Raw genomic sequence first — 21491 nt, forward strand, 5'->3', positions numbered from 1 at the left:
CTAACGGGAAAGCGATATTGACCTTTTGTGTGTGACTCAGGTTTTGTGGTGAAAATGACCAAAGAGGCCAGCCATGCGCACCCCAATGCCAGCCCAGACCGATCTGACGCCACCTGATGAGGCGGAGGTCGAAGCGGTGATCCAACCGTTTTCCACACTCGAAGGGCCGCTTTTGCCGATGTTGCATGCGCTGCAAGAGGTCTATGGCTATGTCCCCGAGACCGCTCACGCGCCGCTCTGTGCTACGCTGAACATCACCCGCGCCGAACTCAAAGGCGTGCTGTCGTTTTACCATGATTTTCGTGCCCGCCCGTCGGGCAAACATGTGTTGAAAATCTGCCGCGCTGAGGCCTGTCAGGCGATGGGCGCGACCGCGATGGCAGACCGGGTGTTGAAAAAACTGGGCTTGGAATGGCATGGCACCACCGCCAATGGCGCGGTCACGGTTGAGCCGGTCTATTGCCTTGGCCTCTGTGCCTGCGCCCCCGCCGCGATGCTGGACGGCAAGGTGATTGGTCGGGTCAGTGACGCGCGTTTGGATGCGGTTTTGGCGGAGGTCGGCGCATGAAGATTTATGTTCCCATGGACAGCGCCGCCAAGGCGCTGGGCGCCGATGAGGTGGCTGACGCGCTCATAGTCGAGGCACAAAATCGCGGTCTTGAGGTTGAGATCATCCGCAATGGCACGCGCGGCATGATCTGGCTAGAACCCCTTGTCGAGATTGAGAAAGACGGTGTGCGTCTGGCCTATGGTCCGATCGCCCCCGAGGATGCGGCGGCTCTTTTGGACGGTCACATCGGCACGCTCGGTCCGGTCGAAGACATCCCGTTTTTCTCCCGCCAGACCCGCCTGACCTTTGCTCGTTGCGGCGTCACTGATCCGCTTTCCATCGCGGATTATGAGGCGCATGGCGGGTTTGAAGGCCTCAAACGTGCCATCGCTATGTCGCAGGATGCGATCATTGATGAGGTCAAGCTCTCAGGGCTGCGTGGACGTGGCGGCGCGGGCTTTCCGACCGGGATCAAATGGGACACCGTGCGCTTGGCCCATGCGCCGCAAAAATACATCGTCTGCAACGCGGACGAAGGCGACAGCGGCACTTTTGCCGACCGGATGATCATGGAAGGCGACCCGTTCACCTTGATCGAAGGCATGACCATCGCCGGGATCGGCTGTGGCGCGACCAAAGGCTATATCTACATCCGCTCCGAATACCCGGACGCCATCGCTGTGATGACGCGTGCGGTCGAGATTGCGCGCGGCGCGGGCGCGTTGGGCGCGGATGTTCTTGGCTCGGGCAAGGCGTTCGATATGGAGGTTCGTACCGGGGCCGGGGCTTATGTGTGCGGCGAAGAGACCTCGTTGCTCAATTCGCTTGAAGGCAAACGCGGCGTGGTTCGCGCCAAGCCACCGCTGCCCGCGTTGGAGGGGTTTCTGGGCCGCCCGACCGTGGTCAACAACGTGATCTCTCTGGCGACTGTGCCGGTGATCTTTGCCAAGGGCGCGGCGCATTACGCGGGCTTCGGTCTTGGCCGATCAAAAGGCACGATGCCGATCCAAATTGCAGGAAATGTGCAATTTGGTGGCCTGTTTGAAACCGCATTCGGCATGCCCTTGGGGGAATTGGTCAACACAGTCGCAGGCGGCACCGCCTCTGGGCGGCCTGTCAAAGCGGTGCAAGTCGGTGGACCCTTGGGGGCTTATCTTCACCCGGATCAGTTTGACACGCCCTTTGGCTATGAAGAATTCGATGGCCAAAAAGCCCTGATCGGGCATGCCGGGATAGTGGTGTTTGACGACAATGCCGACATGCTGTCGATGGCACGGTTTGCGATGGAGTTTTGCGCGGTGGAAAGCTGTGGCAAATGCACGCCCTGCCGGATCGGCGCGGTGCGCGGCGTTGAAACGATTGACCGAATTGCCGAGGGCGACACAGGCGCAATCGAATTGCTCACAGATCTCTGCGAGGTGATGACCGATGGCTCCCTGTGCGCTTTGGGCGGGTTCACGCCCTTTCCGGTGATGTCAGCACTCAGACATTTCCCCGAAGATTTCGCCCCGCAAAAGGAGGCCGCAGAATGAAAGATTTCATCATCCCCGGACAGAATGACGCGTGGGGCAATGGCATTCAGGATGAAACAGATCGTGGCACCCCGGCGCACACCGGCGCGCCCGTGACACTGACCATCGACGGCATGGAGATCACCGTGCCTGCGGGCACATCGGTGATGCGTGCGGCCAGTGAGGCGGGCATTCAGGTGCCAAAACTCTGCGCCACGGATAGCCTTGAGGCCTTTGGCTCTTGTCGTCTTTGCGCGGTCGAAATCGAAGGGCGCAGAGGCACGCCCGCGTCTTGCACGACGCCGGTTCACGCCGGGATGAAGGTCCACACCCAAACCCCGAAACTGCGCAAGCTGCGCAAGGGGGTGATGGAGCTTTATATCTCCGATCACCCGCTGGATTGTCTGACCTGTGCCGCCAACAATGATTGCGAATTGCAAGACATGGCCGGGGCCGTGGGCCTGCGCGATGTGCGCTATGAGGCCCCGAAAAACGCCGCTCTGGCCAACCATTTCGAGGCGCGTGACACCTCTGGGGCGGCCAATCCCGAGTGGCTGCCAAAGGACGATAGCAACCCTTATTTCACCTATGACGCCTCCAAATGTATTGTCTGCAACCGCTGTGTGCGGGCCTGTGAAGAGGTGCAGGGGACATTTGCATTGACCATCGAAGGCCGGGGCTTTGACAGCCGCGTTGCGGTCGGGGCGGAAAATTTCATGGCCTCCGATTGCGTGTCCTGTGGCGCCTGTGTTCAGGCTTGCCCGACCGCGACCTTGCAGGAAAAATCTGTCATTGAACTCGGCACGCCGGATCGCTCGGTGGTAACCACCTGCGCCTATTGTGGGGTGGGCTGTAGCTTTAAGGCGGAGATGCAGGGCGATCAATTGGTCCGCATGGTGCCCTACAAACATGGCAAGGCGAACCGGGGTCATTCCTGTGTCAAAGGCCGGTTTGCCTATGGCTATGCCTCGCATTCGGACCGCATCCTCAACCCGATGATCCGCGACAGCGTCGATCAACCGTGGACAGAGGTGTCTTGGGACGAGGCGCTGAGCTTTGCCGCCAAGAAACTCGTCGGGCTTCAGGCCAAATACGGCCAAAAGAGCATCGGTGTGATCACCTCGTCGCGCTGCACCAATGAGGAAACCTATCTGGTGCAAAAGCTCACCCGTGCGGTGTTTGGCAACAACAACACCGACACCTGCGCGCGCGTGTGCCATTCGCCAACGGGCTATGGGCTGGGCCAGACGTTCGGCACCTCTGCGGGCACACAGGATTTTGATTCCGTGGAAAAATCAGATGTGATCATCGTCATTGGTGCGAACCCGACGGATGGTCACCCGGTCTTTGCCTCGCGGCTGCGCAAACGCTTGCGTCAGGGGGCGAAACTGATCGTGGTGGACCCGCGCCGGATTGATCTTTTGCATACGCCACACATGGGCGAAGGGCATCACCTGCCGCTCAAACCCGGCACCAACGTCGCCGTGGTGTCCGCGATGTCGCATGTGATCGTGACCGAGGGGCTGATGGATGAGGCGTTTATCAAAGAGCGCTGTGACCTTGAGGCTTGGGAGGATTACAAAGCCTTCATCACCCAAGACCGCCATGCGCCCGAAGCCACCGAGGCGCTGACCAATGTGCCCGCCGCGGCCCTGCGGGATGCGGCGCGGGCCTTTGCGACGGGGGGCAATGGCGCGATCTATTATGGGCTTGGGGTGACGGAGCATTCACAAGGCTCGACCACCGTCATGGCCATCGCCAACCTTGCGATGATGACCGGCAACATTGGCCGCGAAGGCGTGGGGGTGAACCCTCTGCGTGGTCAGAACAACGTCCAGGGCTCTTGTGATATGGGGTCCTTCCCGCATGAATTTCCCGGCTACCGCCATGTGCACGGCGACGAGGTGCGGCAGATGTTTGAACAGGTCTGGGGCGTCAGTTTGGACGCCGAACCGGGTCTGCGCATTCCGAACATGTTGGATGCCGCGGTCGATGGCACCTTTAAAGGCCTCTATTGTCAGGGCGAAGACATCCTGCAATCGGACCCCGATACCAAACATGTGGCGGCGGGTCTTGCCGCGATGGACTGTGTCATCGTCCACGACCTTTTCCTCAACGAGACCGCCAATTACGCCCATGTGTTCTTGCCCGGATCGACGTTTTTGGAAAAAGACGGCACGTTCACCAACGCCGAACGCCGCATCAATCGGGTGCGCAAAGTGATGGCGCCGAAAAATGGCTATGCCGATTGGGAAGTCACCCAAATGCTGGCCAATGCTGTGTTGAAAGAGACCGGTGGCGCGCGTTGGACCTACACGCACCCGGCGGAAATCATGGACGAGATCGCCGCCACAACGCCGTCTTTCGCCGGTGTTGACTATGCGGTTTTAGAAGAACAAGGCTCGGTGCAATGGCCCTGTAACGAGGAGCACCCGGTTGGGACGCCGTTGATGCATGTCGACGCCTTTGTGCGCGGCAAGGGCCGGTTTATCGTCACCGAATATATCCCGACCGACGAGAAAACCGGACCGCGCTTTCCGCTGTTGCTGACCACTGGACGGATTTTGAGCCAATATAACGTCGGCGCGCAAACGCGGCGGACGGAGAATTCGCAATGGCATGACCAAGACCTGTTGGAAATCCACCCGCATGACGCCGAAAATCGCGGTCTCAAAGACGGGGATTGGGTGCGCTTGGCCTCTCGCTCGGGGGAAACCTCACTGCGTGCGATTGTGACGGACCGGGTCAGCCCGGGCGTGGTCTACACCACCTTTCACCACCCGGACACGCAGGCGAATGTCATCACCACGGATTTCTCCGATTGGGCCACCAATTGCCCGGAATACAAGGTGACAGCGGTGCAGGTCGCGGCGTCCAACGGGCCAAGCGACTGGCAGCAAAGCTACACGGCACAGGCTGAAAAAGCCCGCCGGATTGCGGCCGCCGAATGAGCGAGGTCACCGCCTCCAAATCTGCGGGCACCATGTCTGTGGACGCCTTGCCAGAGGAACACCCCGTGGCCTTGGTGTTCAATGGCTCGACGGCGGCGGTGATGATGGCCTCGCCCTTTGATTTGCCGGATTTCCTGCGTGGATTTGCCCGTTCTGAGGGCATCGTGACCCGCGGGGATGAGGTCACGGAGGTCGCCGCGATCCGCCATGAGATCGGCTTTGAAGTGCGCGGACAGATCTCCGAAGACCGCTCTGCCGCCATGGACGCGCGTCGTCGTGCGGCGGTTGGTCCCGTCGGGTGCGGCCTTTGCGGCATCGACAGTCTGGCACAGGCGAGCGCTTTTCCCGGACAGGTTGCCCCAATGGAGCCAGGTCTGATGGATCACGCTCGGTCCGCTCTTGCGGCGCTGAACGCCGGACAAAAGCGGCGCGAAGATGTGGGGGCGATGCATGCGGCAGGGTATTTTGACGCCACGGGATTGGGTGCCCTGCGCGAAGATGTTGGGCGGCATAATGCTTTGGACAAACTCATCGGCGCGCTTGGGGATCGCGATCTGAGCACAGGCGCGGTGTTGATCACCTCGCGGCTTTCGGTCGATTTGGTGCAAAAATGCGCGCGTGTCGGCGTGTCTGGATTGTTCAGCCTCTCAAGCCCCACGCGGGCAGCGGTCGATTTGGCCGGGCGATGCGGCATGACGCTTTGCGTGATCCGGCGCGAGGCGATTATGACTTACTCAGCCGCGCAGACAGAAAAGGAAACCGTGCTGTGACCAATGATAAAATGATCTTGATGGCCAATCAAATTGCCACGTTTTTCAACACCCAACCTGGGGGTGATCAGGCCCAAGGCGTGGCACAGCACATCAAAGATTTTTGGGAGCCGCGGATGATTGCGCAACTGCGCGCCTATCTGGCTGAGGGCGGGCAGGGGCTTGATCCGCTGGTGATTGAGGCCGCAACACAGGTGTGATGCGGCCTCAAAATATCACATCCGCGCGGCGTGCCACGCGATGTGATCGGCCATAAAGGTCGAGATGAAATAGTAGCTGTGATCATAGCCCTCCTGCATCCGCAGGGTCAGATTTTGGCCTTTTGCGTCACAGATCGCTTGTAACAACTCGGGCTTCAACTGGCCTTCGAGGAAATTATCTCCGGTGCCTTGATCGACCAAAATATCCGGCACAGAGGCACCATCTTCGATCAAAGCGCAGGCATCATAGCCGCGCCAATTGGCCCGATCCGCACCGATATATCCGGTCAGCGCCTTCTCACCCCAAGGGCAATTCAGCGGTGAGACGATCGGCGAAAAGGCGGAGACGGATTTGAACCGTTCCGGATTGCGCAACGCGATGGTCAATGCACCGTGCCCGCCCATCGAATGACCCGTGATGCCCTGACGCGCCATATCGGCGGGAAAGTTGGCCGCGATCAGATCGGGCAATTCACTTTCGATATAGGCCTGCATCCGGTAGTTTTTGGCGAAAGGTGCCTCGGTCGCGTTGACGTAAAACCCGGCACCAAGGCCAAAATCATAGGCCCCATCGGCATCATCGGGCACGTCTTCGCCACGGGGGCTTGTATCCGGGGCGATGAAAATCACGCGATGCTTGGCGCAAGCCGCACGAAACTCGCCCTTTTCGGTGACATTGGCATGGGTGCAGGTCAGGCCCGACAGGTACCAGAGCACCGGGAGTTTTTCTCCCGGCGCGTGATCTGGCACGAAAACGGAAAAGGTCATTTCCGTTCCGGTCTCGGTGGACGGGTGGGTGTAAACCCCCTGTGTGCCACCAAAGGCCTTGTTGGTTGAAACGGTTCCAAGCGTCATCAGAACACCACGACCGAACGGATCGACTTGCCCGCATGCATCAGATCAAAGCCTTTATTGATCTCATCCAAGGTCAGAACATGAGTGATCATCGGGTCGATCTCGATCTTGCCGTTCATGTACCAATCGACGATTTTTGGCACATCGGTCCGGCCTTTTGCGCCGCCAAACGCGGAGCCTTGCCACACACGGCCGGTGACCAATTGGAACGGACGGGTGGAGATTTCCTTGCCCGCTTCGGCCACGCCGATCACGGTGGACACGCCCCAACCCCGGTGACAGGCTTCAAGGGCTTGGCGCATCACCGTGGTGTTGCCGGTGCAATCAAAGGTGTAATCCGCGCCGCCGTCGGTCAGCTCAACAAGGTGCTGAACGATGTCGCCTTCGACTTTGAGCGGGTTGACGAAATGGGTCATACCAAAGCGTTTGCCCCATTCCTCTTTGTCGTCATTGATGTCGACGCCGATGATTTTATCCGCGCCAACCATCCGTGCCGCTTGCAACACGTTCAGGCCAATGCCGCCCAAACCGAACACGATGACGTTCGATCCGACTTCGACCTTGGCCGAATTGGTCACAGCGCCGACACCGGTGGTCACGCCGCAGCCGATGTAACAGGCTTTGTCGAATGGGGCGTCTTCGCGGATTTTCGCCAGCGCGATTTCCGGCAAAACGGTGAAGTTTGAGAAGGTCGAACAGCCCATGTAATGGTAGAGCGTTTCGCCTTTGTAGCTGAACCGCGAGGTGCCATCTGGCATCAGGCCTTTGCCTTGGGTCGCGCGGATCGAGGTGCAGAGGTTGGTTTTGCCAGAGAGGCAAGATTTACACTGGCGGCACTCGGGCGTGTAGAGCGGGATGACGTGATCGCCGGGTTTCACGGATGTGACCCCCGCGCCGACTTCGCGCACGATGCCCGCGCCTTCGTGGCCCAAAACGCAAGGGAACAATCCTTCGCTGTCGAGCCCGTCGAGGGTGTACGCATCGGTGTGGCAAATGCCGGTCGCCATGATTTCAACCAAAACCTCGCCAGCCTTCGGGCCTTCAAGGTCAAGCTCAACGATTTCCAACGGTTTTTTGGCCTCAAAGGCCACGGCTGCGCGCGTTTTCATGGGGTCTCCTCCCGGTGCGAAGTGTCTATCGCGTTATGTCACAAGGGCACGATGCGCGAGCTCTTGCCTGCACATCGAAAATGAGAAGATTTCCCCATATTTCATTGGGAAATCGTCCGGTTTACGTTGCGGCAAAAAGCCTCTGAGGTCAAATGCTTGGGGGGCATTTTTACGCAGTTTTTGCACAAGAGGGGTGTGTTTTTTCGCCTCTATTTCGGCCTTGACCTTAGGCGAGGAGGCGGGCGGTCAAAAGGTGGGCGATCTTGTCGCTGTTCTCGCCTTTGATCTGGGGGTAAAAGAGGGGATGAATGACCCATTTTCCAGTCTCAAGACGCTTTTGGACACGCCGTTTGATACGATCATCGACGTGCGCGCGCCCTTGGAATTTGCTGAGGATCACATCCCCGGCGCGATCAATTTACCCGTTTTGAACGACCTTGAACGCGCCGAAGTCGGTACGATTTACAAACAACAATCACCGTTTCTGGCCCGCAAACTTGGCGCCGCCATGGTCGCGCGCAACGCCGCAACTCATATCGAAGGGCCACTTGCGGACAAGAATGGCGGCTGGCAACCGCTGGTGTATTGTTGGCGCGGCGGGCAAAGATCGAACTCCTTTGCCTCGATTTTAAAGCAAATCGGCTGGCGGGTTGAGGTGTTGGAGGGCGGCTATAAAACATGGCGCAGGCTGGTGGTGGAGGCACTCTATGATCACGCTCTGCCCTATCGGATCATCTTGTTGGACGGCAATACGGGGACTGCAAAAACGGATATTCTTCAAAGGGTTGCCTCAAAGGGCGGGCAGGTTTTAGACCTCGAAGGCCTGGCCCATCATCGCGGGTCGATTTTTGGCACAATGGGCACGCAGCCGTCGCAAAAAGGCTTTGAAACCGCGCTCGCCGCAGCATTGGCGCGGCTTGATCCGAACCGTCCGGTCTTGGTCGAGGCGGAAAGCTCACGCATCGGGGCGCGCAACCTGCCGTCCATGCTTTGGGCCGCCATGTGTGACGCCCCTCGGATCGAGGTGAGCGCCTCTTTGCCTGCGCGTGCCGGGTATTTGGCCGAGGCCTATGCCGACCTCGTGGCGGATTGCGATTTGATGGATCAGCGTCTGGATCAACTGGTGTCGCTGCAGGGGCATGAGCGCATTGATGCGTGGCGCGCTCTGGCGCAGGCGGGGGCCTTTGTCGATTTGGCGGAGGCGTTGATGGCGTATCATTATGACCCGCGCTATGAGAAATCCCGTGCCCGCTATGGCCATGAGGTTTTGGAGAAAATTGATCTTTTGGACATGAGCGAGAGCGCGCGAGAGATGGCGGCTGAGCGCATCATCGCCCGGCTCGACACGCTCTGATCGGCTCACTCTGTCACGGATAGGAGACCCGTGGTCTCGGTGATTTCCCCAATGATCATAGCGGGATAGCCTGCCTCGCGTAAGGCGCCCAGAATTTTTTCTGCCCGCATTGGTGACACGGTCGCCAAGAGTCCGCCCGCCGTTTGCGGATCAAACAACAGATCGGCGCGGGCGGTGTGCGGCCCTTGATATTCTTGCGCATAGGCGCGGTTGGCGGGAAAAATCGTTGACCGCATCCCGGCTTTTGCCAGCGCCAAAGCCCCCGGTAAAAGTGGCACATCCGAGAGGCGCAAATGCGCGCCAACATGTGAGGCGCGGCAGATGCCAAGCACATGCCCGGCCAATCCAAATCCCGTCACATCGGTCATCGCATGGGCCGCATTCAAAATCCGCGCCGCAGCGCCAGAGCTTTGCACCATCGAGGCATAGGCCCGTTCCATGTCGCGGCCATGGGCCTGCATCGCCATATCCGCCGCCAACATCACCCCCGTGCCAATCGGTTTTGTCAGAATGATCTGATCGCCCGGACGCGCGTCTTTGAGCGTGATCGGACGCTCCAAAAGCCCGGTGACGGTGAATCCCATCGACAGTTCCGCCCCCATCGACGTGTGCCCGCCGATGATCTGCGCGCCCTCTTCGGCAAAGAGGTCTTGCGCCACCTGCATGATCTCATTGAGCCAGCGTTCCTGTAGCGCGGCGCTCAGAGGCGGTAGGGTGATCGTGGCCAAAACCGCCTGAGGTGCGGCCCCCATTGCCCAGATGTCACCCAGCGCATGGATGGCGGTGATGCGGGTCATCAACACCGGGTCGGACACAAAGCCGCGCAGGTGATCAACCGAGGCCACTTGCCAGGTGTCGCCATGGGTCAAAATCGCGGCATCATCGCCGGGCAAATGGAGGACATCACCGCGATCGGGGCGCGGGTCTGTGCCTTCTGAGGCATGCAAAACGCGGGTCAAAATATCGCCCCCGACCTTGGCACCACAGGCGCCGCACATCGGCTTTTTGCCCTCCACTTCCTCGCGCAGCCCTAAGGCCACGCGGTCAGGCAGAAGTTTGGGCGGCATTGGGGATAAGTCTTTGAGTTTAGACATGAATGCGAGATCAATATGAGTTTTCCAACGCCACATCAGCGGGCCAGAGACCCGGATTCCGGCCTTGTCGGCAAGCGCCGATTTGGACCCCAATGAGATCAGTTTGAGATAGTCATTTTGCGGATGATAGGGATGCAGATCGGCGTTCTCGGTCGGTTCAGACAAAAGCGCGCGCAGATTGTCGAACAGCACCGGGGCCTGCCGCACGGCGAACACCCCGGCTTTGGGACGTGGCGCATGGGCCATATGGGCGCAATCGCCCGCCGCAAAAATCATTGGATCGGAGCTTTGCAAGCTCGGGCCAACGGTGACAAAGCCGCCGGTTAGATCAAGCCCGGTTTCCGCCAGCCAACCATAAGGCCGCGCACCCGCCGCCGCCAAGGTGAAGTGAGAAGGCAGGACGGACCCATCGCCGAGAGTGATCGCCTCGGCACCGATGTCGGCCACCTCGCACTGTGGGCGCAGGGCGACGCCGGAGGTGGCCAAAGCGTTCAAAAGGGCGCGGCGGGTGCTGGGGCGCAACTCGGAGAGGATTTCACTGCGATCAATCAACGTGACTTTGGCCGAGACGACTGCGCGCAGGGCATGGGCCATCGCCATGGCCAATTCCGCCCCGGCCACGCCGCCGCCGATCACGGCCACCTCTGGACGGACCTCGCCACGCAGCGCGCGGGTGCGATACGTGTCCCACCGACTGGCGAAGGCCTCAAGCGGTTTGGCGGCGATGCCATGATCGGTAAACCCCGGCAAATCGGGCATGGCGGAGGTGATGCCAATGTCGATGGAGGCGACATCATAGGCGATGGGGGGCGGCCTTCGACATGGATCAGCTTGGCCGCGCGATCTATCCCTGTGGCGCGTCCTAAAACGGCCCGTGCCCCGGCAAACCGCGCCAAGCGCAACAGATCAAGTTCCAAATCTTGCCGTTGATAATGACCGGCGACAAACCCCGGCAACATGCCGGAATAGGCGGCGATCGCGCCCGGGTTGATCACGGTCACGCGCACGCCGGGCAGGGGCTTCATCCCCCAGCGTTTGAGGATCAGCGCATGGGTGTGGCCGCCGCCAATCAGGACCAAATCGCGAGTGAGGGGGAGCTCTTGCATGGCGGGGTCCGTTCTGTGTTGTGTTGCGGGAAATCTGGTCTGATCCGCGCGTCTTGGCAAGGGTGCTGGACGCCGCAGTCTGATCGTGACACCATCCGCCTATGCAGATGCAGCACAGATATTCCCAAACAGACAGTTCCAAACAGAGACCCCAGCCATGACACAACTGGACCACATGCGCACGCAAGCCCGAGAGATTTTCCTCGAAGGGGTGGCGAGCGCGGACCCCGCCCAAGCCGTCGAAGACGCCCTCAAAGGACGACATTTCAATGCGCCATTGATCATCGCGGTGGGCAAGGCGGCGCGCAGTATGGCGGCGGCGGCGATGCGTCAGGTTGATGCCGCACGGGTGATCGTGGTGACCAATTACGAGAATGCGAAGCCTTTGGAGGGGGCCGAAGTTCGCGGCGCGGCGCATCCGGTGCCCGATTTTGAAGGCGCGCGGGCGGCGCTTTTGATCGAGGATGCCCTGGCCCATGCCAAGGGGGATGTTTTGGCGCTGATTTCGGGCGGCGGCTCGGCGCTTTTGCCTGCGCCCGTACCCGGTGTATCCCTTGAGGATAAGGCCGAGGTCAATCGGCTTTTACTGGGATCGGGCGCGGATATTGTGGCGATGAATTTGGTGCGCCAACAGCTTTCACGGCTCAAAGGCGGCGGTTTTTTGCGCGCTGCGGCCCCCTCGAAGGTGACGGCATTGCTGTTGTCCGATGTGGTCTCCGATGATCTGCGTGCGATTGCCTCTGGGCCGACGGTCTCGCCTATTGGCACCCGCGAAGAGGCGGTCGAGATGCTGCAAGAGCTTGATCTGTGGGACAAATTGCCCGCCACCGTGGCGGAGTATTTGGCCCGGCCTCGCCCCGATCTTGGGCCTTTGCCCGAGAGTGAGGTGGCGCTGATTGGGTCGAATAAAATTTCGGTCGCGGCCATGGCGCGCAAAGCGGGGGGCGGTGCGGCGCAGGGCGTGCATGTGTTTCCGATCGCGCTTGAGGGCGATGTTGCGGAGGCGGCGCGCACTATTGTGGAGAGCGCGATTGAGCCGGGAATTTACCTGTTTGGCGGTGAGACCACGGTGAAAGTGACCGGAGGTGGCATGGGCGGGCGCAACCAAGAATTGGCTTTGCGCGTGGCGGTTTTGGCCGAAGAACAGGGGCTGAAAGACTATGTGTTTCTCTCGGGTGGCACCGATGGGCGCGATGGTCCAACGGATGCGGCGGGCGGCATGGTTGATCCCGGCACGCTGGACCGGATGCGCGCCAAAGGGCTTGATCCGCAAGATGTTCTGGCCCGCAATGACAGCTATCACGGGCTCGAGGCCGCAGGGGATCTGTTGCAGATCGGGGCGACCGGGACCAATGTGGCCGACCTTCAGGTGTTGATCAGGGGGTGAGGTGCGCCTGAGCGTTCCATTGACTTAGAGTGCATGTGGAAAGGCAAAGGCGGCCGTTGACGAGGGATGTCGCGAATGATCGCATTGATCATCCCATATCTGCCGGATGAGTGTTGCGCTAGGTCATGCCAAAGGAGAGGAACTTGTCGGATATCCTATCACGAGTTGGGTCACATCCTAGACATCTAGCCGTTTTGGCAGAGGCTGGGGCGAGCGGGTATTCGGCTGGCTCCGTTTTGTAGTTTTGGCGTCAGCAGCGTGGACGTGGTTCGTTTTTGCCGCAGTGACCAATTCCTGATCTACTCTGGCCGCCTTGTCCGCACACCGGCCCCTGTACAGACCGCACCGACTGTCCGTTTTGGCTCAGCGGCTAAACGCGAAGCCATAGATCAATTGCCGCAACCCGATGGCAGCGCCAATGATGATGGCGGTGATGGTCAGGGGGGCGGAGAAGGCGAGGACGGAAAAGGCCGAAAGACCTTGGCCGACGGTGCAGCCAAAGCCGACCACAGCGCCGACGCCCATCAAAGCCGCGCCGCCGATCTGGCGTTTCAATTCGCGCGGGTCTTCGCAGGCTTCCCAACGGAAATGGCCTTTGATCAGCGAACCGATGGCCGCACCCAAGAGCACGCCAATGACCGAGCCGAGACCAAAGCCGGGCGAGGAGGCCGACGAAGTCATCAGGTAAAACAACGTGTCGCCAATGGGAGCGGCGAAAGTGTGGGAGGCGACAGGTTCGGCCTCGAAAGTGGCATGAGACAGCCAGCTTGTCCCGGCCCAGCCAGAGACGATGGCCAGACCCACGGCGGCCCCCCAGAGGATCAACCGTCGTTGGGCACGAAAGGCACGAGAGGAGAGCGCGACCGAGAGGATGGCAAGGCCAGCCATGACGCCAGTGGCCGCGACCGGCAGGCCAAACGCCCCTGAAACCACCTGTGCGAAACCGGGCAGGGCGGAGGCCGGGCGGGGCGGAAACAGGGTGACGCGCAATTCAGCCAGCGGGCCATTGAGCGTGACATATGTCGCCAGCCCCATGACCAAGACGATGACGAAATTGCGCAGATCGCCACCGCCCAAACGCGCCAAGGCACCAAAGCCGCAATTGCCCGCCAGCGCCATGCCATAGCCGAACATCAAGCCGCCTGAGATCGAGGCCAGCGGATACCATTTGAGCGCCAAATAGGGCGACATGGCGGGATCGAACAGGCCAAAGCCGATGAGGGTGAAGGTGCCGATCAAGGCCACGCCAAGCGCCACGCCCCATTGCCGAGCGCGTAGATCGGAGCCTTGGTACAGGGCGTCTTCGATGGCGCCCATGGAGCAAAACCGCCCCAAACGCGCGGCCAGCCCCAAGACGAGGCCACCGACACCACCGATCAGAGCTGCAAGCAGCCCTGGGTCAAATAGATCGAACATGGGTTCTCCCTCCCTACCGGGAGCGTGAAGCGCTTTAGCCGCGCTTCATTTTCCCGCCATCCACCGAACAGAACATGTCGTAGATGACTTCGAGGATGCGTTTGGGACGATCATCCGTCAAGGAATAGTAAATCGCTTTGCCATCGCGCCGGGGCGTGACCAAACCTTCGAGACGCAGCCGGGCGAGCTGTTGGCTCACGGCGGCTTGGCGGGCGGACAGGAGGTCTTCGAGTTCTGTGACGGATTTCTCGCCGGTGACCAGATGACACAGGATCATCAGGCGACCTTCATGCGAGAGCGCTTTCAAAAGCTGAGAGGCGTCACAGGCGGAGGCCATCATGACGTCCATGTCATCTTCCGACATGTTCTCAGAAATTACCGGCAAAGGCGAATTCACTGTGTCCACCCCTTTTGTCCTTTAGAAGGCGATTTCATCCATAATCGCGTCAATGCCCGCTTGGGCGCATTCCGCGTCGAGATCCGGGCCAGGAGCACCAGAAACGCCGATGCCAGCCACTATAGAGCCTGCTGCTTCAATCACAAGACCTCCCCCCAAAGCAAGCGGTTCTGTCAGTTCGCGAATCCCGGCCATCATTTGTCCGGGTTCAGTGAGGCCGCTCAAAGACATCGTGTCGGTGCGAAAGGACACGGCCGTCCAGGCCTTGCGCCGGGCGGTTTCAAAGACGTGAAGCCCGGCGTAGCGGTCGCGCAAATAGACCTGTGGACTGCCAAACCGGTCCACCACCATAACGCCGACCTGATAGCCCGCGTCGCGACAGCTTTGCATTGCGGCCAAGGCGGCGGTTTGGGCGACCTCGGGTTTGAGCACTTTGAAGGTGACAAAGGCGTCGTCGCTGTCTTGGGCAAGGCTTGGGCTTGCGAGGGTGCAAGAAGCTGTTATAGCAGCTAAAATTAGATGTTTCATGGATCTCCTCCCGAGAGAATTATGGCTTTGGCGTGTGAGTGGCTTGAACGGCCTCGATGTCAAAATCACTGTGGTCGCGTAGGGTGATGGTCAGCATCGCCCAAAACATTTCGTCGCCGGCGTAGCCTTCGAGCCGCCCCTGTTCGATCCCGTCCTCCACGAGAACAAAGGTCGGCGTAAAGATCACCGGGCCTTTGAAAGTCAGGTCCTCAGGCAGTGGCGCACGCAGATCAACCCGACGCAGCGGGGCAAATTTACCCTCAGGCGTTTTGGGATAAATTTCAGAAATTTCCGCATCCCAGCGGGCGCAATAGGCACATCCGTCTTGCTCCACCATAACCAGTTCGGTGGCGAAGGCGGGGAGAATCGATACGATCAGGGCGGCGATAGAGGCCAGAAATTTTGTCAACATATGTATACCAATTGACGGGTGCGACATAAACAACCTAATTTGAATATGTGAATGACACAAGTCACGGATCGACCGGGACGCCGGGGGGAGGAGCCACGTTTTGGTGAGGCCAGAGTGTCGATCCTGCGATGGACCCCTGTTTTCACAAAGGGAGGACTGAATGTTCGACGTGAGTTTTATCTCGGCCCTTTTGGGTGGGTTGGTGGTGTTTTTCTCGCCCTGTATCCTGCCGATCGTGCCGTTCTACCTGTCTTATATGGCGGGCGCTTCGATGGGCGAAATCAATGCCGAGGGCGATTTGGCTCCGGGCGTGCGCCGTCGGGCCGTGCTTTCAAGTGTGATGTTTTCGCTCGGAATCATCACCGTCTTTGTGCTCTTGGGCGCCGCCGCGTTTTCTCTATCGCAGGCGTTCCGCAGCCATCAGGACATCTTTCGTTTTGCCTCTGCGGCCCTCGTGTTTGTCATGGGGTTGCATTTTTTAGGCGTGATCCGAATCGGTTTTCTCAACCGCCAATTCCAAATGCAGGCAGGTGACACCAAAAACATGAACATCTGGTCGTCCTATGTGGTGGGCCTTGCCTTTGCCGCCGGCTGGACGCCCTGCGTCGGCGGTGTTTTGGTTGGCGTGGTGATGATGGCGTCGAATGAATCGACGGCGATGCGCGGGCTGATCATGATGGTGGTGTTTGGGATTGGGATGACCGCGCCTTTTGTGGTGGCGGCGTTTTTCATTAAACCGTTCCTCAAATTTGCCGCAAAATTCCGCCGCCACTTGCCGAAAGTGGAAAAGGTGATGGGGTTGTTCCTGATCCTGTTCGCACTGCTGATCGTGACAAATTCGGTCAATATGATCGCGGCATGGCTTTTGGAAACCTTCCCGAGCTTTGCTAAAATCGGATCAAAAGGGAGTCTTTAAAAATGATGAAAATCGCACGACGCACATTGATGGCCGCCACCCTCTCGGCCCTCGCCATTTCTCCCGCTCTGGCGGTTGAAATGGGCGATGACGGGTTGCACAAAACCCCGTGGCAACGCGACACGTTCAAAGATTTGCGCGATGATTTGGCCGAGGCCAACGCCGAAGGCAAACGGCTTTTGGTGATGATTGAACAGCGTGGTTGTATCTATTGCACCAAAATGCACGAAGAGGTTTACCCCGATCCCGAGATCACCAAGATGATCGAGGACAACTTTTTCGTCATTCAAATCAACATGTTTGGCGACATCGACGTGACCGATTTTGATGGCGAGGCTTTGCCGGAAAAAGACATGGTGCAAAAATGGGGCGCGCTGTTCACGCCGACGAATCTCTATTTCCCCGAAGAGGTGCCCGAGGGCGTCTCCGCCAAGGACGCGGCGGTGGTCACCGTGCCCGGAGCCTTTGGCAAATACACCACGTTCAACATGATGAGCTGGGTGTTGGAACACGGCTATGAGGTCGATGAGCCGTTCCAAAAATACCATGCGCGTCAAGTGGTTCTCCAGCAGGAAGCGGGTCATTTGAATCTGAAGGAATAGGGGGTATGATAGCGCTATACCTGCCGCAGCGCAGAAAAATTCGATTTTTTGAATTTGTTCTTGCCCTGCGACAAAATGGTGCGCTACGGTATGCAAAACAGATACCGCAGAAATGCGGACGGTCGCACAGTTTTTAGGACACAAGTCTTTTGGGAGGAGACATGAAACGTATCGCAACTTGTTTTGTTGCGCTGGGCCTCACGGCAAGCGCAGCGATGGCCGAAGTGGCCCCGGGGAGCATTCAGTTTGAGGAAGGCGCTGTGGCGCAGTCTCTGACCGGCACTGCGGGCAATCCGGCCGAAGGCCGCACGATCATGACCACGAAATCCGTCGGCAACTGCGTGTCTTGTCACGCCGCCACAGATTACGCCGATGTGCCTTTTGCGGGTGAAGTTGGCCCGCTGTTGGACGGGGCAGGATCGCGCTGGGACGAAGCGCAATTGCGCGGTCTGGTGGTCAATCCGAAAATGACGTTCGAAGGCACTGTTATGCCTGCCTTTTATAAGGTCGACGGGTTCAACCGTCCGGGCGACGCCTTTACAGGCAAAGCCGCACCTGCCGATCTGCCGCCGCTTTTGTCGGCGCAACAGGTCGAAGATGTGGTGGCCTATTTGATGACGCTGAAAGACGAGTGATCGCCTTTTCGGCCCCCCTGAATTTATGAGGAGCAAACCATGAATCTCACACGACGTGACGCTCTGGCTCTTGGCCTTGGTGCGACGGCTGCGGCATTTTTGCCCTGGCGCGCCACGGCCGCAGCCGAGGACGAAATGGCCGCCTTTACGGGTGGTGCAGACGTTGGCAGCGGTGACATCACCCTGACAGCGCCGGAAATCGCCGAAAACGGCAACACAGTGCCGGTCTCGGTCAACGCACCGGGCGCAGTTGCCATTGCGGTGTTTGCCACGGGCAACCCGACCCCGGGCGTGGCCACGTTCAATTTTGGCCCGCTGGCCGGATCGCAATCCGCCTCGACCCGCATTCGCCTTGCTGGCACGCAAGATGTGGTGGCCATCGCCAAACTGGCGGACGGCTCTTTCATCAAAGCGGCGTCGACCGTGAAAGTGACCATCGGCGGCTGCGGCGGCTAAAGTGTTTCGAGAAAAGCCTTTCTCACTGTTTTTCTCGAAACGCCCACAACATTGATATGTCGCGCGGCATTTCTACTCAAACCTGTCTCAGGTTTTCGTTGAAACGCTTTAAACCGACTTATTCTAGGAGACAAAGACAATGGCATCTGGTGTCAAACCCCGCGTGAAGGTCCCCAAGTCGGCTGCTGCTGGCGAGGTGATCACGATCAAAACCCTGATTTCGCATCCGATGGAATCGGGTCAGCGCAAAGACGGTGATGGCAACATCATCCCTCGCTCGATCATCAATCGCTTTACCTGTGAGTTCAACGGTCAGTCGGTGATCGACGTGACCATGGAACCGGCGATTTCCACCAACCCGTATTTCGAATTCGATGCGCAGGTCCCCGAAGCAGGTGAATTTAAATTCACTTGGTACGATGACGATGGCGACGTCTACGAAGACGTAAAACCGATCGCAATCGGTTGACCAAGGTCAGCCTACGCGCCCCGGAATATCGGGGCGCGTAGGGCCACTCAGGGAGGAGAGAAACGCATGACTATTAAAAATACGCTCACCACCAAGCTTTGCACGGCTGCGGTTTTGACCGCTTTTGCTGTTGCGGCCCCGGCATTTGCCGATGAGGATGCCGAACTGGTGATCAACGGCGATATTGAGATCGTCACCAAGACGACAGCGCCCGCGCATCTTGAGGGGCACCTCACCGAGATCATGTCGGGTTGGCGCTTTCGCTCCGATGACACTCAGGCGATGGAAATGGACGATTTCGACAACCCCGGCATGTTGGGGGCCGAAGAGGGGCTTGCCCAATTCGACACCGTGATGGGGTCTGAGGGCAAAGCCTGTGCCGATTGTCACAATGGCGTAGAAAGCCTGGCCTCTGTGCGCCCGACCTATCCGAAATGGAATGACGCCAAAGAGGCAGTTTACACCATTCAGATGCAGATCAACGACTGTCTGACCGAACGGATGGGCGCGGACGCCGAGAAATACGACAGCAAAAAAATGCTGAACTTCGAAGCGGTTCTTGCCTCTGTGGCGCGCGGCACGCCGATGAACGTGGCCATTGATGGTCCGGCTCAATCGACATGGGAGCAGGGCAAAGAGATGTATTACACACGTTTTGGCCAACTCGATCTGTCCTGTGCCAACTGCCACGAGCAGAACTATGGCAACATGATCCGCGCCGACCACCTGTCGCAGGGCCAGACCAACGGCTTCCCGGTGTACCGGATCAAAGACAACAAGCTGACCGGCGCACACAGCCGGTTCAAGGGCTGTATTCGCGACACCCGCGCCGAGACCTTTTCGCCGGGCTCGCCTGAGTTCGTGGCGCTTGAGCTTTATGTCGCGTCGCGTGGCAACGGCCTGTCGGTCGAAGGCCCGTCTGTCCGCAACTGATCGAACAAAGCCCCGCCGGCTGTGCTGCGCGGGGCTTTGTTTTCCTCAATATATTCAATTTTACGCATGAAACTTGGCCGCAAATGCGCCGGTTTTGGCAAAATGCAACGGAGCAACACGCATGATCTCTCGTCGTGACTTCCTTCAGGTCTCCATGGCCGCCTCTGCCTTGGTCGGGGCCTCTGGTTTTGGCAATTGGTCCCGTTTGGCGGCGCAACAGGCGCTGACCCAAGATCAGCTTTTGGACTTTGACACCTTTGGCAATGTCTCCCTGATCCACGTCACCGACATCCATGCCCAGCTCAAGCCGATCTATTTCCGCGAACCGTCGATCAACATCGGGGTGGGCGGCAACAAGGGCGCGGTGCCGCATGTCACCGGCGCGGATTTCCGCAAACTCTACGGCATCGAGGAAAACTCGCCCTCGCATTACGCGCTCTCGGCGGGGGATTTTTCCGCGCTGGGTCAGGCCTATGGCAAGGTCGGCGGTCTGGACCGTGTTGCGACCGTGATCAATTCGATCCGCGCTGCCCGTCCTGACGCGTTGCTCTTGGATGGGGGCGACACATGGCACGGCTCCTACACCTGTTATCACACCGAAGGCCAAGACATGGTCAATGTGATGAACGCGCTCAAACCCGATGCAATGACCTTTCATTGGGAATTCACGCTGGGCTCTGAACGGGTGCGCGAGATCGTCGGTGATCTGCCGTTTGCCGCGCTTGGGGCCAATATTTTCGATGCTGAATGGGATGAACCCTCTGAGGATTTCGCACCCTACCAATTCTTTGAACGCGGTGGTGTGAAGATCGCTGTGATCGGTCAGGCCTTTCCCTATATGCCGATCGCCAACCCCGGTTGGATGTTCCCGGAATACTCGTTCGGCATTCGCACCGAACGGATGCAAGAGGTGGTGGACGAGGTCAAAGCCATGGGGGCGGAGCTGGTCGTGCTGTTGTCGCACAACGGCTTTGACGTCGACAAAAAGATGGCGGGTCTGGTCAGCGGCATCGACGTGATCCTGACGGGTCACACTCATGACGCGTTGCCCGAACCTGTGCTCGTGGGCGAGACGATCCTCATCGCATCCGGGTCGAACGGTAAATTTGTGTCCCGCGTTGATCTCGATGTGCGCGATGGCCGGATGATGGGCTTTCGGCACAAATTGATCCCGATCTTCTCCGACGTGATTGAACCGGACAAAGAGGTCGCGGCGCTGATTGACGAACAACGTGCGCCCTATGAGGCCGATATGTCCGAAGTGATCGGCCAGACCGACAGCCTTTTGTACCGTCGCGGCAACTTTAACGGCACCTGGGATGATTTGATCTGTGATGCGCTGATGTCTGAGCGTGAGGCGGATATTGCCATGTCTCCGGGCGTGCGTTGGGGCCGTCACTGCTTCCGGGCGATGACATCACCCGCGAAGACATCTGGAACGCCACCTCGATGACCTACGGCAAAGCGTATCGGAGCGAGATGACCGGTGAGTTCATCCATACGATCATGGAAGACGTGGCCGACAACATCTTTAACCCCGATCCCTATTACCAACAGGGCGGTGACATGGTGCGGATGGGCGGCCTTGGCTACCGCATCGACATCACTAAACCGCAGGGCGAGCGGATTTCTGAGCTGACGCTGTTGAAAACCGGCGAAAAGCTCGACCCGGCGAAAAACTATGTCGTCGCCGGTTGGGCGTCGGTCAACGAGGCCACCGAAGGGCCGCAGATTTGGGACGTGGTCGAAGATCATATCCGCAAGCAAGGCACGATCACGTTAGAACCGAACACCTCGGTTCAGGTCATTGGCGCCTGAGCGCATTTGAACATGTCGCCCG

At 59.0% G+C, this 21491-nt stretch carries 19 protein-coding genes and 2 pseudogenes; 14 read left to right on the top strand and 7 right to left on the bottom strand.

Annotated elements, in window-relative coordinates; all coding sequences use genetic code 11:
* Positions 1-73 precede the first annotated feature (73 nt).
* Genes DA792_RS04910 through DA792_RS04930 form a run of 5 tightly spaced genes read left to right on the top strand, consistent with a single transcriptional unit; the run spans position 74 to position 5982 of the window.
* Positions 74-568 carry a formate dehydrogenase subunit gamma gene (locus tag DA792_RS04910; protein ID WP_107718612.1) on the top strand — a complete coding sequence of 165 codons (495 nt, stop codon included), beginning with the start codon at positions 74-76 and terminating at the stop codon, positions 566-568.
* On the top strand, positions 565-2082 hold the full coding sequence (locus tag DA792_RS04915; protein ID WP_107718614.1) for a formate dehydrogenase beta subunit: 1518 nt from the start codon (positions 565-567) through the stop codon (positions 2080-2082). Before DA792_RS04910 ends, DA792_RS04915 begins: the two co-directional genes overlap by 4 nt.
* Complete coding sequence (gene fdhF, locus DA792_RS04920; protein WP_107718616.1) at positions 2079-5012, top strand: formate dehydrogenase subunit alpha; 2934 nt, start codon at positions 2079-2081, stop codon at positions 5010-5012. Before DA792_RS04915 ends, fdhF begins: the two co-directional genes overlap by 4 nt.
* Positions 5009-5782: a formate dehydrogenase accessory sulfurtransferase FdhD gene (fdhD, locus tag DA792_RS04925; RefSeq protein ID WP_107718618.1), complete on the top strand. Its 774-nt coding sequence runs from the start codon at positions 5009-5011 to the stop codon at positions 5780-5782. The genes fdhF and fdhD overlap by 4 nt, the downstream gene beginning before the upstream one ends.
* Positions 5779-5982, top strand: coding sequence for a formate dehydrogenase subunit delta (locus DA792_RS04930; RefSeq protein WP_107718620.1), 204 nt, complete (start codon positions 5779-5781; stop codon positions 5980-5982). The genes fdhD and DA792_RS04930 overlap by 4 nt, the downstream gene beginning before the upstream one ends.
* Before the next feature lie 15 nt (positions 5983-5997).
* On the opposite strand, the gene fghA is transcribed toward DA792_RS04930, so the two are convergent.
* Positions 5998-6837 carry an S-formylglutathione hydrolase gene (gene fghA, locus DA792_RS04935; protein WP_107718622.1) on the bottom strand — a complete coding sequence of 280 codons (840 nt, stop codon included), beginning with the start codon at positions 6835-6837 and terminating at the stop codon, positions 5998-6000.
* A complete protein-coding gene (locus tag DA792_RS04940) occupies positions 6837-7946 on the bottom strand; it encodes an S-(hydroxymethyl)glutathione dehydrogenase/class III alcohol dehydrogenase (RefSeq protein WP_107718624.1) in 1110 nt (369 codons plus the stop codon). Before DA792_RS04940 ends, fghA begins: the two co-directional genes overlap by 1 nt.
* 304 nt (positions 7947-8250) lie before the next feature.
* Here DA792_RS04940 and mnmH point away from each other — a divergent pair, with 304 nt between their 5' ends.
* Entirely contained in the window at positions 8251-9300 is a 1050-nt protein-coding gene (gene mnmH, locus DA792_RS04945; protein ID WP_107722562.1) for a tRNA 2-selenouridine(34) synthase MnmH, read from the top strand.
* Between the two features lie 5 nt (positions 9301-9305).
* Here mnmH and selD read toward each other — a convergent pair.
* Positions 9306-11500 (bottom strand): annotated as a pseudogene (selD, locus tag DA792_RS04950) (selenide, water dikinase SelD).
* A gap of 157 nt (positions 11501-11657) precedes the next feature.
* Between selD and DA792_RS04955 the strand changes: the two are divergent.
* A complete protein-coding gene (locus DA792_RS04955; protein ID WP_107718626.1) occupies positions 11658-12887 on the top strand; it encodes a glycerate kinase type-2 family protein in 1230 nt (409 codons plus the stop codon).
* A 363-nt stretch (positions 12888-13250) separates the two neighbouring features.
* On the opposite strand, the gene DA792_RS04960 is transcribed toward DA792_RS04955, so the two are convergent.
* From DA792_RS04960 to DA792_RS04975, 4 genes are read right to left on the bottom strand one after another with little or no spacing between them, the layout of a single operon-like run.
* The gene (locus tag DA792_RS04960) at positions 13251-14303 is read right to left on the bottom strand and encodes a YeeE/YedE family protein (protein WP_107718628.1); all 1053 of its coding nucleotides are present in this window, start codon (positions 14301-14303) and stop codon (positions 13251-13253) included.
* A gap of 34 nt (positions 14304-14337) precedes the next feature.
* Positions 14338-14667 carry an ArsR/SmtB family transcription factor gene (locus DA792_RS04965; RefSeq protein WP_040402083.1) on the bottom strand — a complete coding sequence of 110 codons (330 nt, stop codon included), beginning with the start codon at positions 14665-14667 and terminating at the stop codon, positions 14338-14340.
* A gap of 54 nt (positions 14668-14721) precedes the next feature.
* The gene (locus DA792_RS04970; protein ID WP_107718630.1) at positions 14722-15228 is read right to left on the bottom strand and encodes a GlcG/HbpS family heme-binding protein; all 507 of its coding nucleotides are present in this window, start codon (positions 15226-15228) and stop codon (positions 14722-14724) included.
* A gap of 19 nt (positions 15229-15247) precedes the next feature.
* Positions 15248-15640, bottom strand: coding sequence for a hypothetical protein (locus tag DA792_RS04975; protein WP_107718632.1), 393 nt, complete (start codon positions 15638-15640; stop codon positions 15248-15250).
* 160 nt (positions 15641-15800) lie between these two features.
* Between DA792_RS04975 and DA792_RS04980 the strand changes: the two genes are divergently transcribed.
* The 7 genes and pseudogenes from DA792_RS04980 (at position 15801) to soxB (ending at position 21469) form a co-directional block, all read left to right on the top strand.
* On the top strand, positions 15801-16556 hold the full coding sequence (locus tag DA792_RS04980) for a cytochrome c biogenesis CcdA family protein (RefSeq protein ID WP_107718634.1): 756 nt from the start codon (positions 15801-15803) through the stop codon (positions 16554-16556).
* Positions 16557-16561: 5 nt separating this feature from the next.
* A complete protein-coding gene (locus DA792_RS04985; RefSeq protein WP_439099391.1) occupies positions 16562-17158 on the top strand; it encodes a thioredoxin family protein in 597 nt (198 codons plus the stop codon).
* A gap of 161 nt (positions 17159-17319) precedes the next feature.
* The gene (gene soxX, locus DA792_RS04990; protein ID WP_107718636.1) at positions 17320-17793 is read left to right on the top strand and encodes a sulfur oxidation c-type cytochrome SoxX; all 474 of its coding nucleotides are present in this window, start codon (positions 17320-17322) and stop codon (positions 17791-17793) included.
* A 39-nt stretch (positions 17794-17832) separates the two neighbouring features.
* Complete coding sequence (gene soxY, locus DA792_RS04995; RefSeq protein ID WP_107718638.1) at positions 17833-18249, top strand: thiosulfate oxidation carrier protein SoxY; 417 nt, start codon at positions 17833-17835, stop codon at positions 18247-18249.
* Positions 18250-18388: 139 nt separating this feature from the next.
* Positions 18389-18718, top strand: a complete 330-nt coding sequence (gene soxZ, locus DA792_RS05000) for a thiosulfate oxidation carrier complex protein SoxZ (RefSeq protein WP_107718640.1) — start codon at positions 18389-18391, stop codon at positions 18716-18718.
* Between the two features lie 66 nt (positions 18719-18784).
* Positions 18785-19651, top strand: a complete 867-nt coding sequence (gene soxA / locus DA792_RS05005) for a sulfur oxidation c-type cytochrome SoxA (RefSeq protein ID WP_107718642.1) — start codon at positions 18785-18787, stop codon at positions 19649-19651.
* 121 nt (positions 19652-19772) lie between these two features.
* Positions 19773-21469 (top strand): annotated as a pseudogene (gene soxB, locus DA792_RS05010) (thiosulfohydrolase SoxB).
* Positions 21470-21491 lie beyond the last annotated feature (22 nt).

This window comes from Celeribacter baekdonensis (genome assembly GCF_003047105.1).
In the GTDB taxonomy this organism is placed as follows: Bacteria; Pseudomonadota; Alphaproteobacteria; order Rhodobacterales; family Rhodobacteraceae; genus Celeribacter; species Celeribacter baekdonensis_B.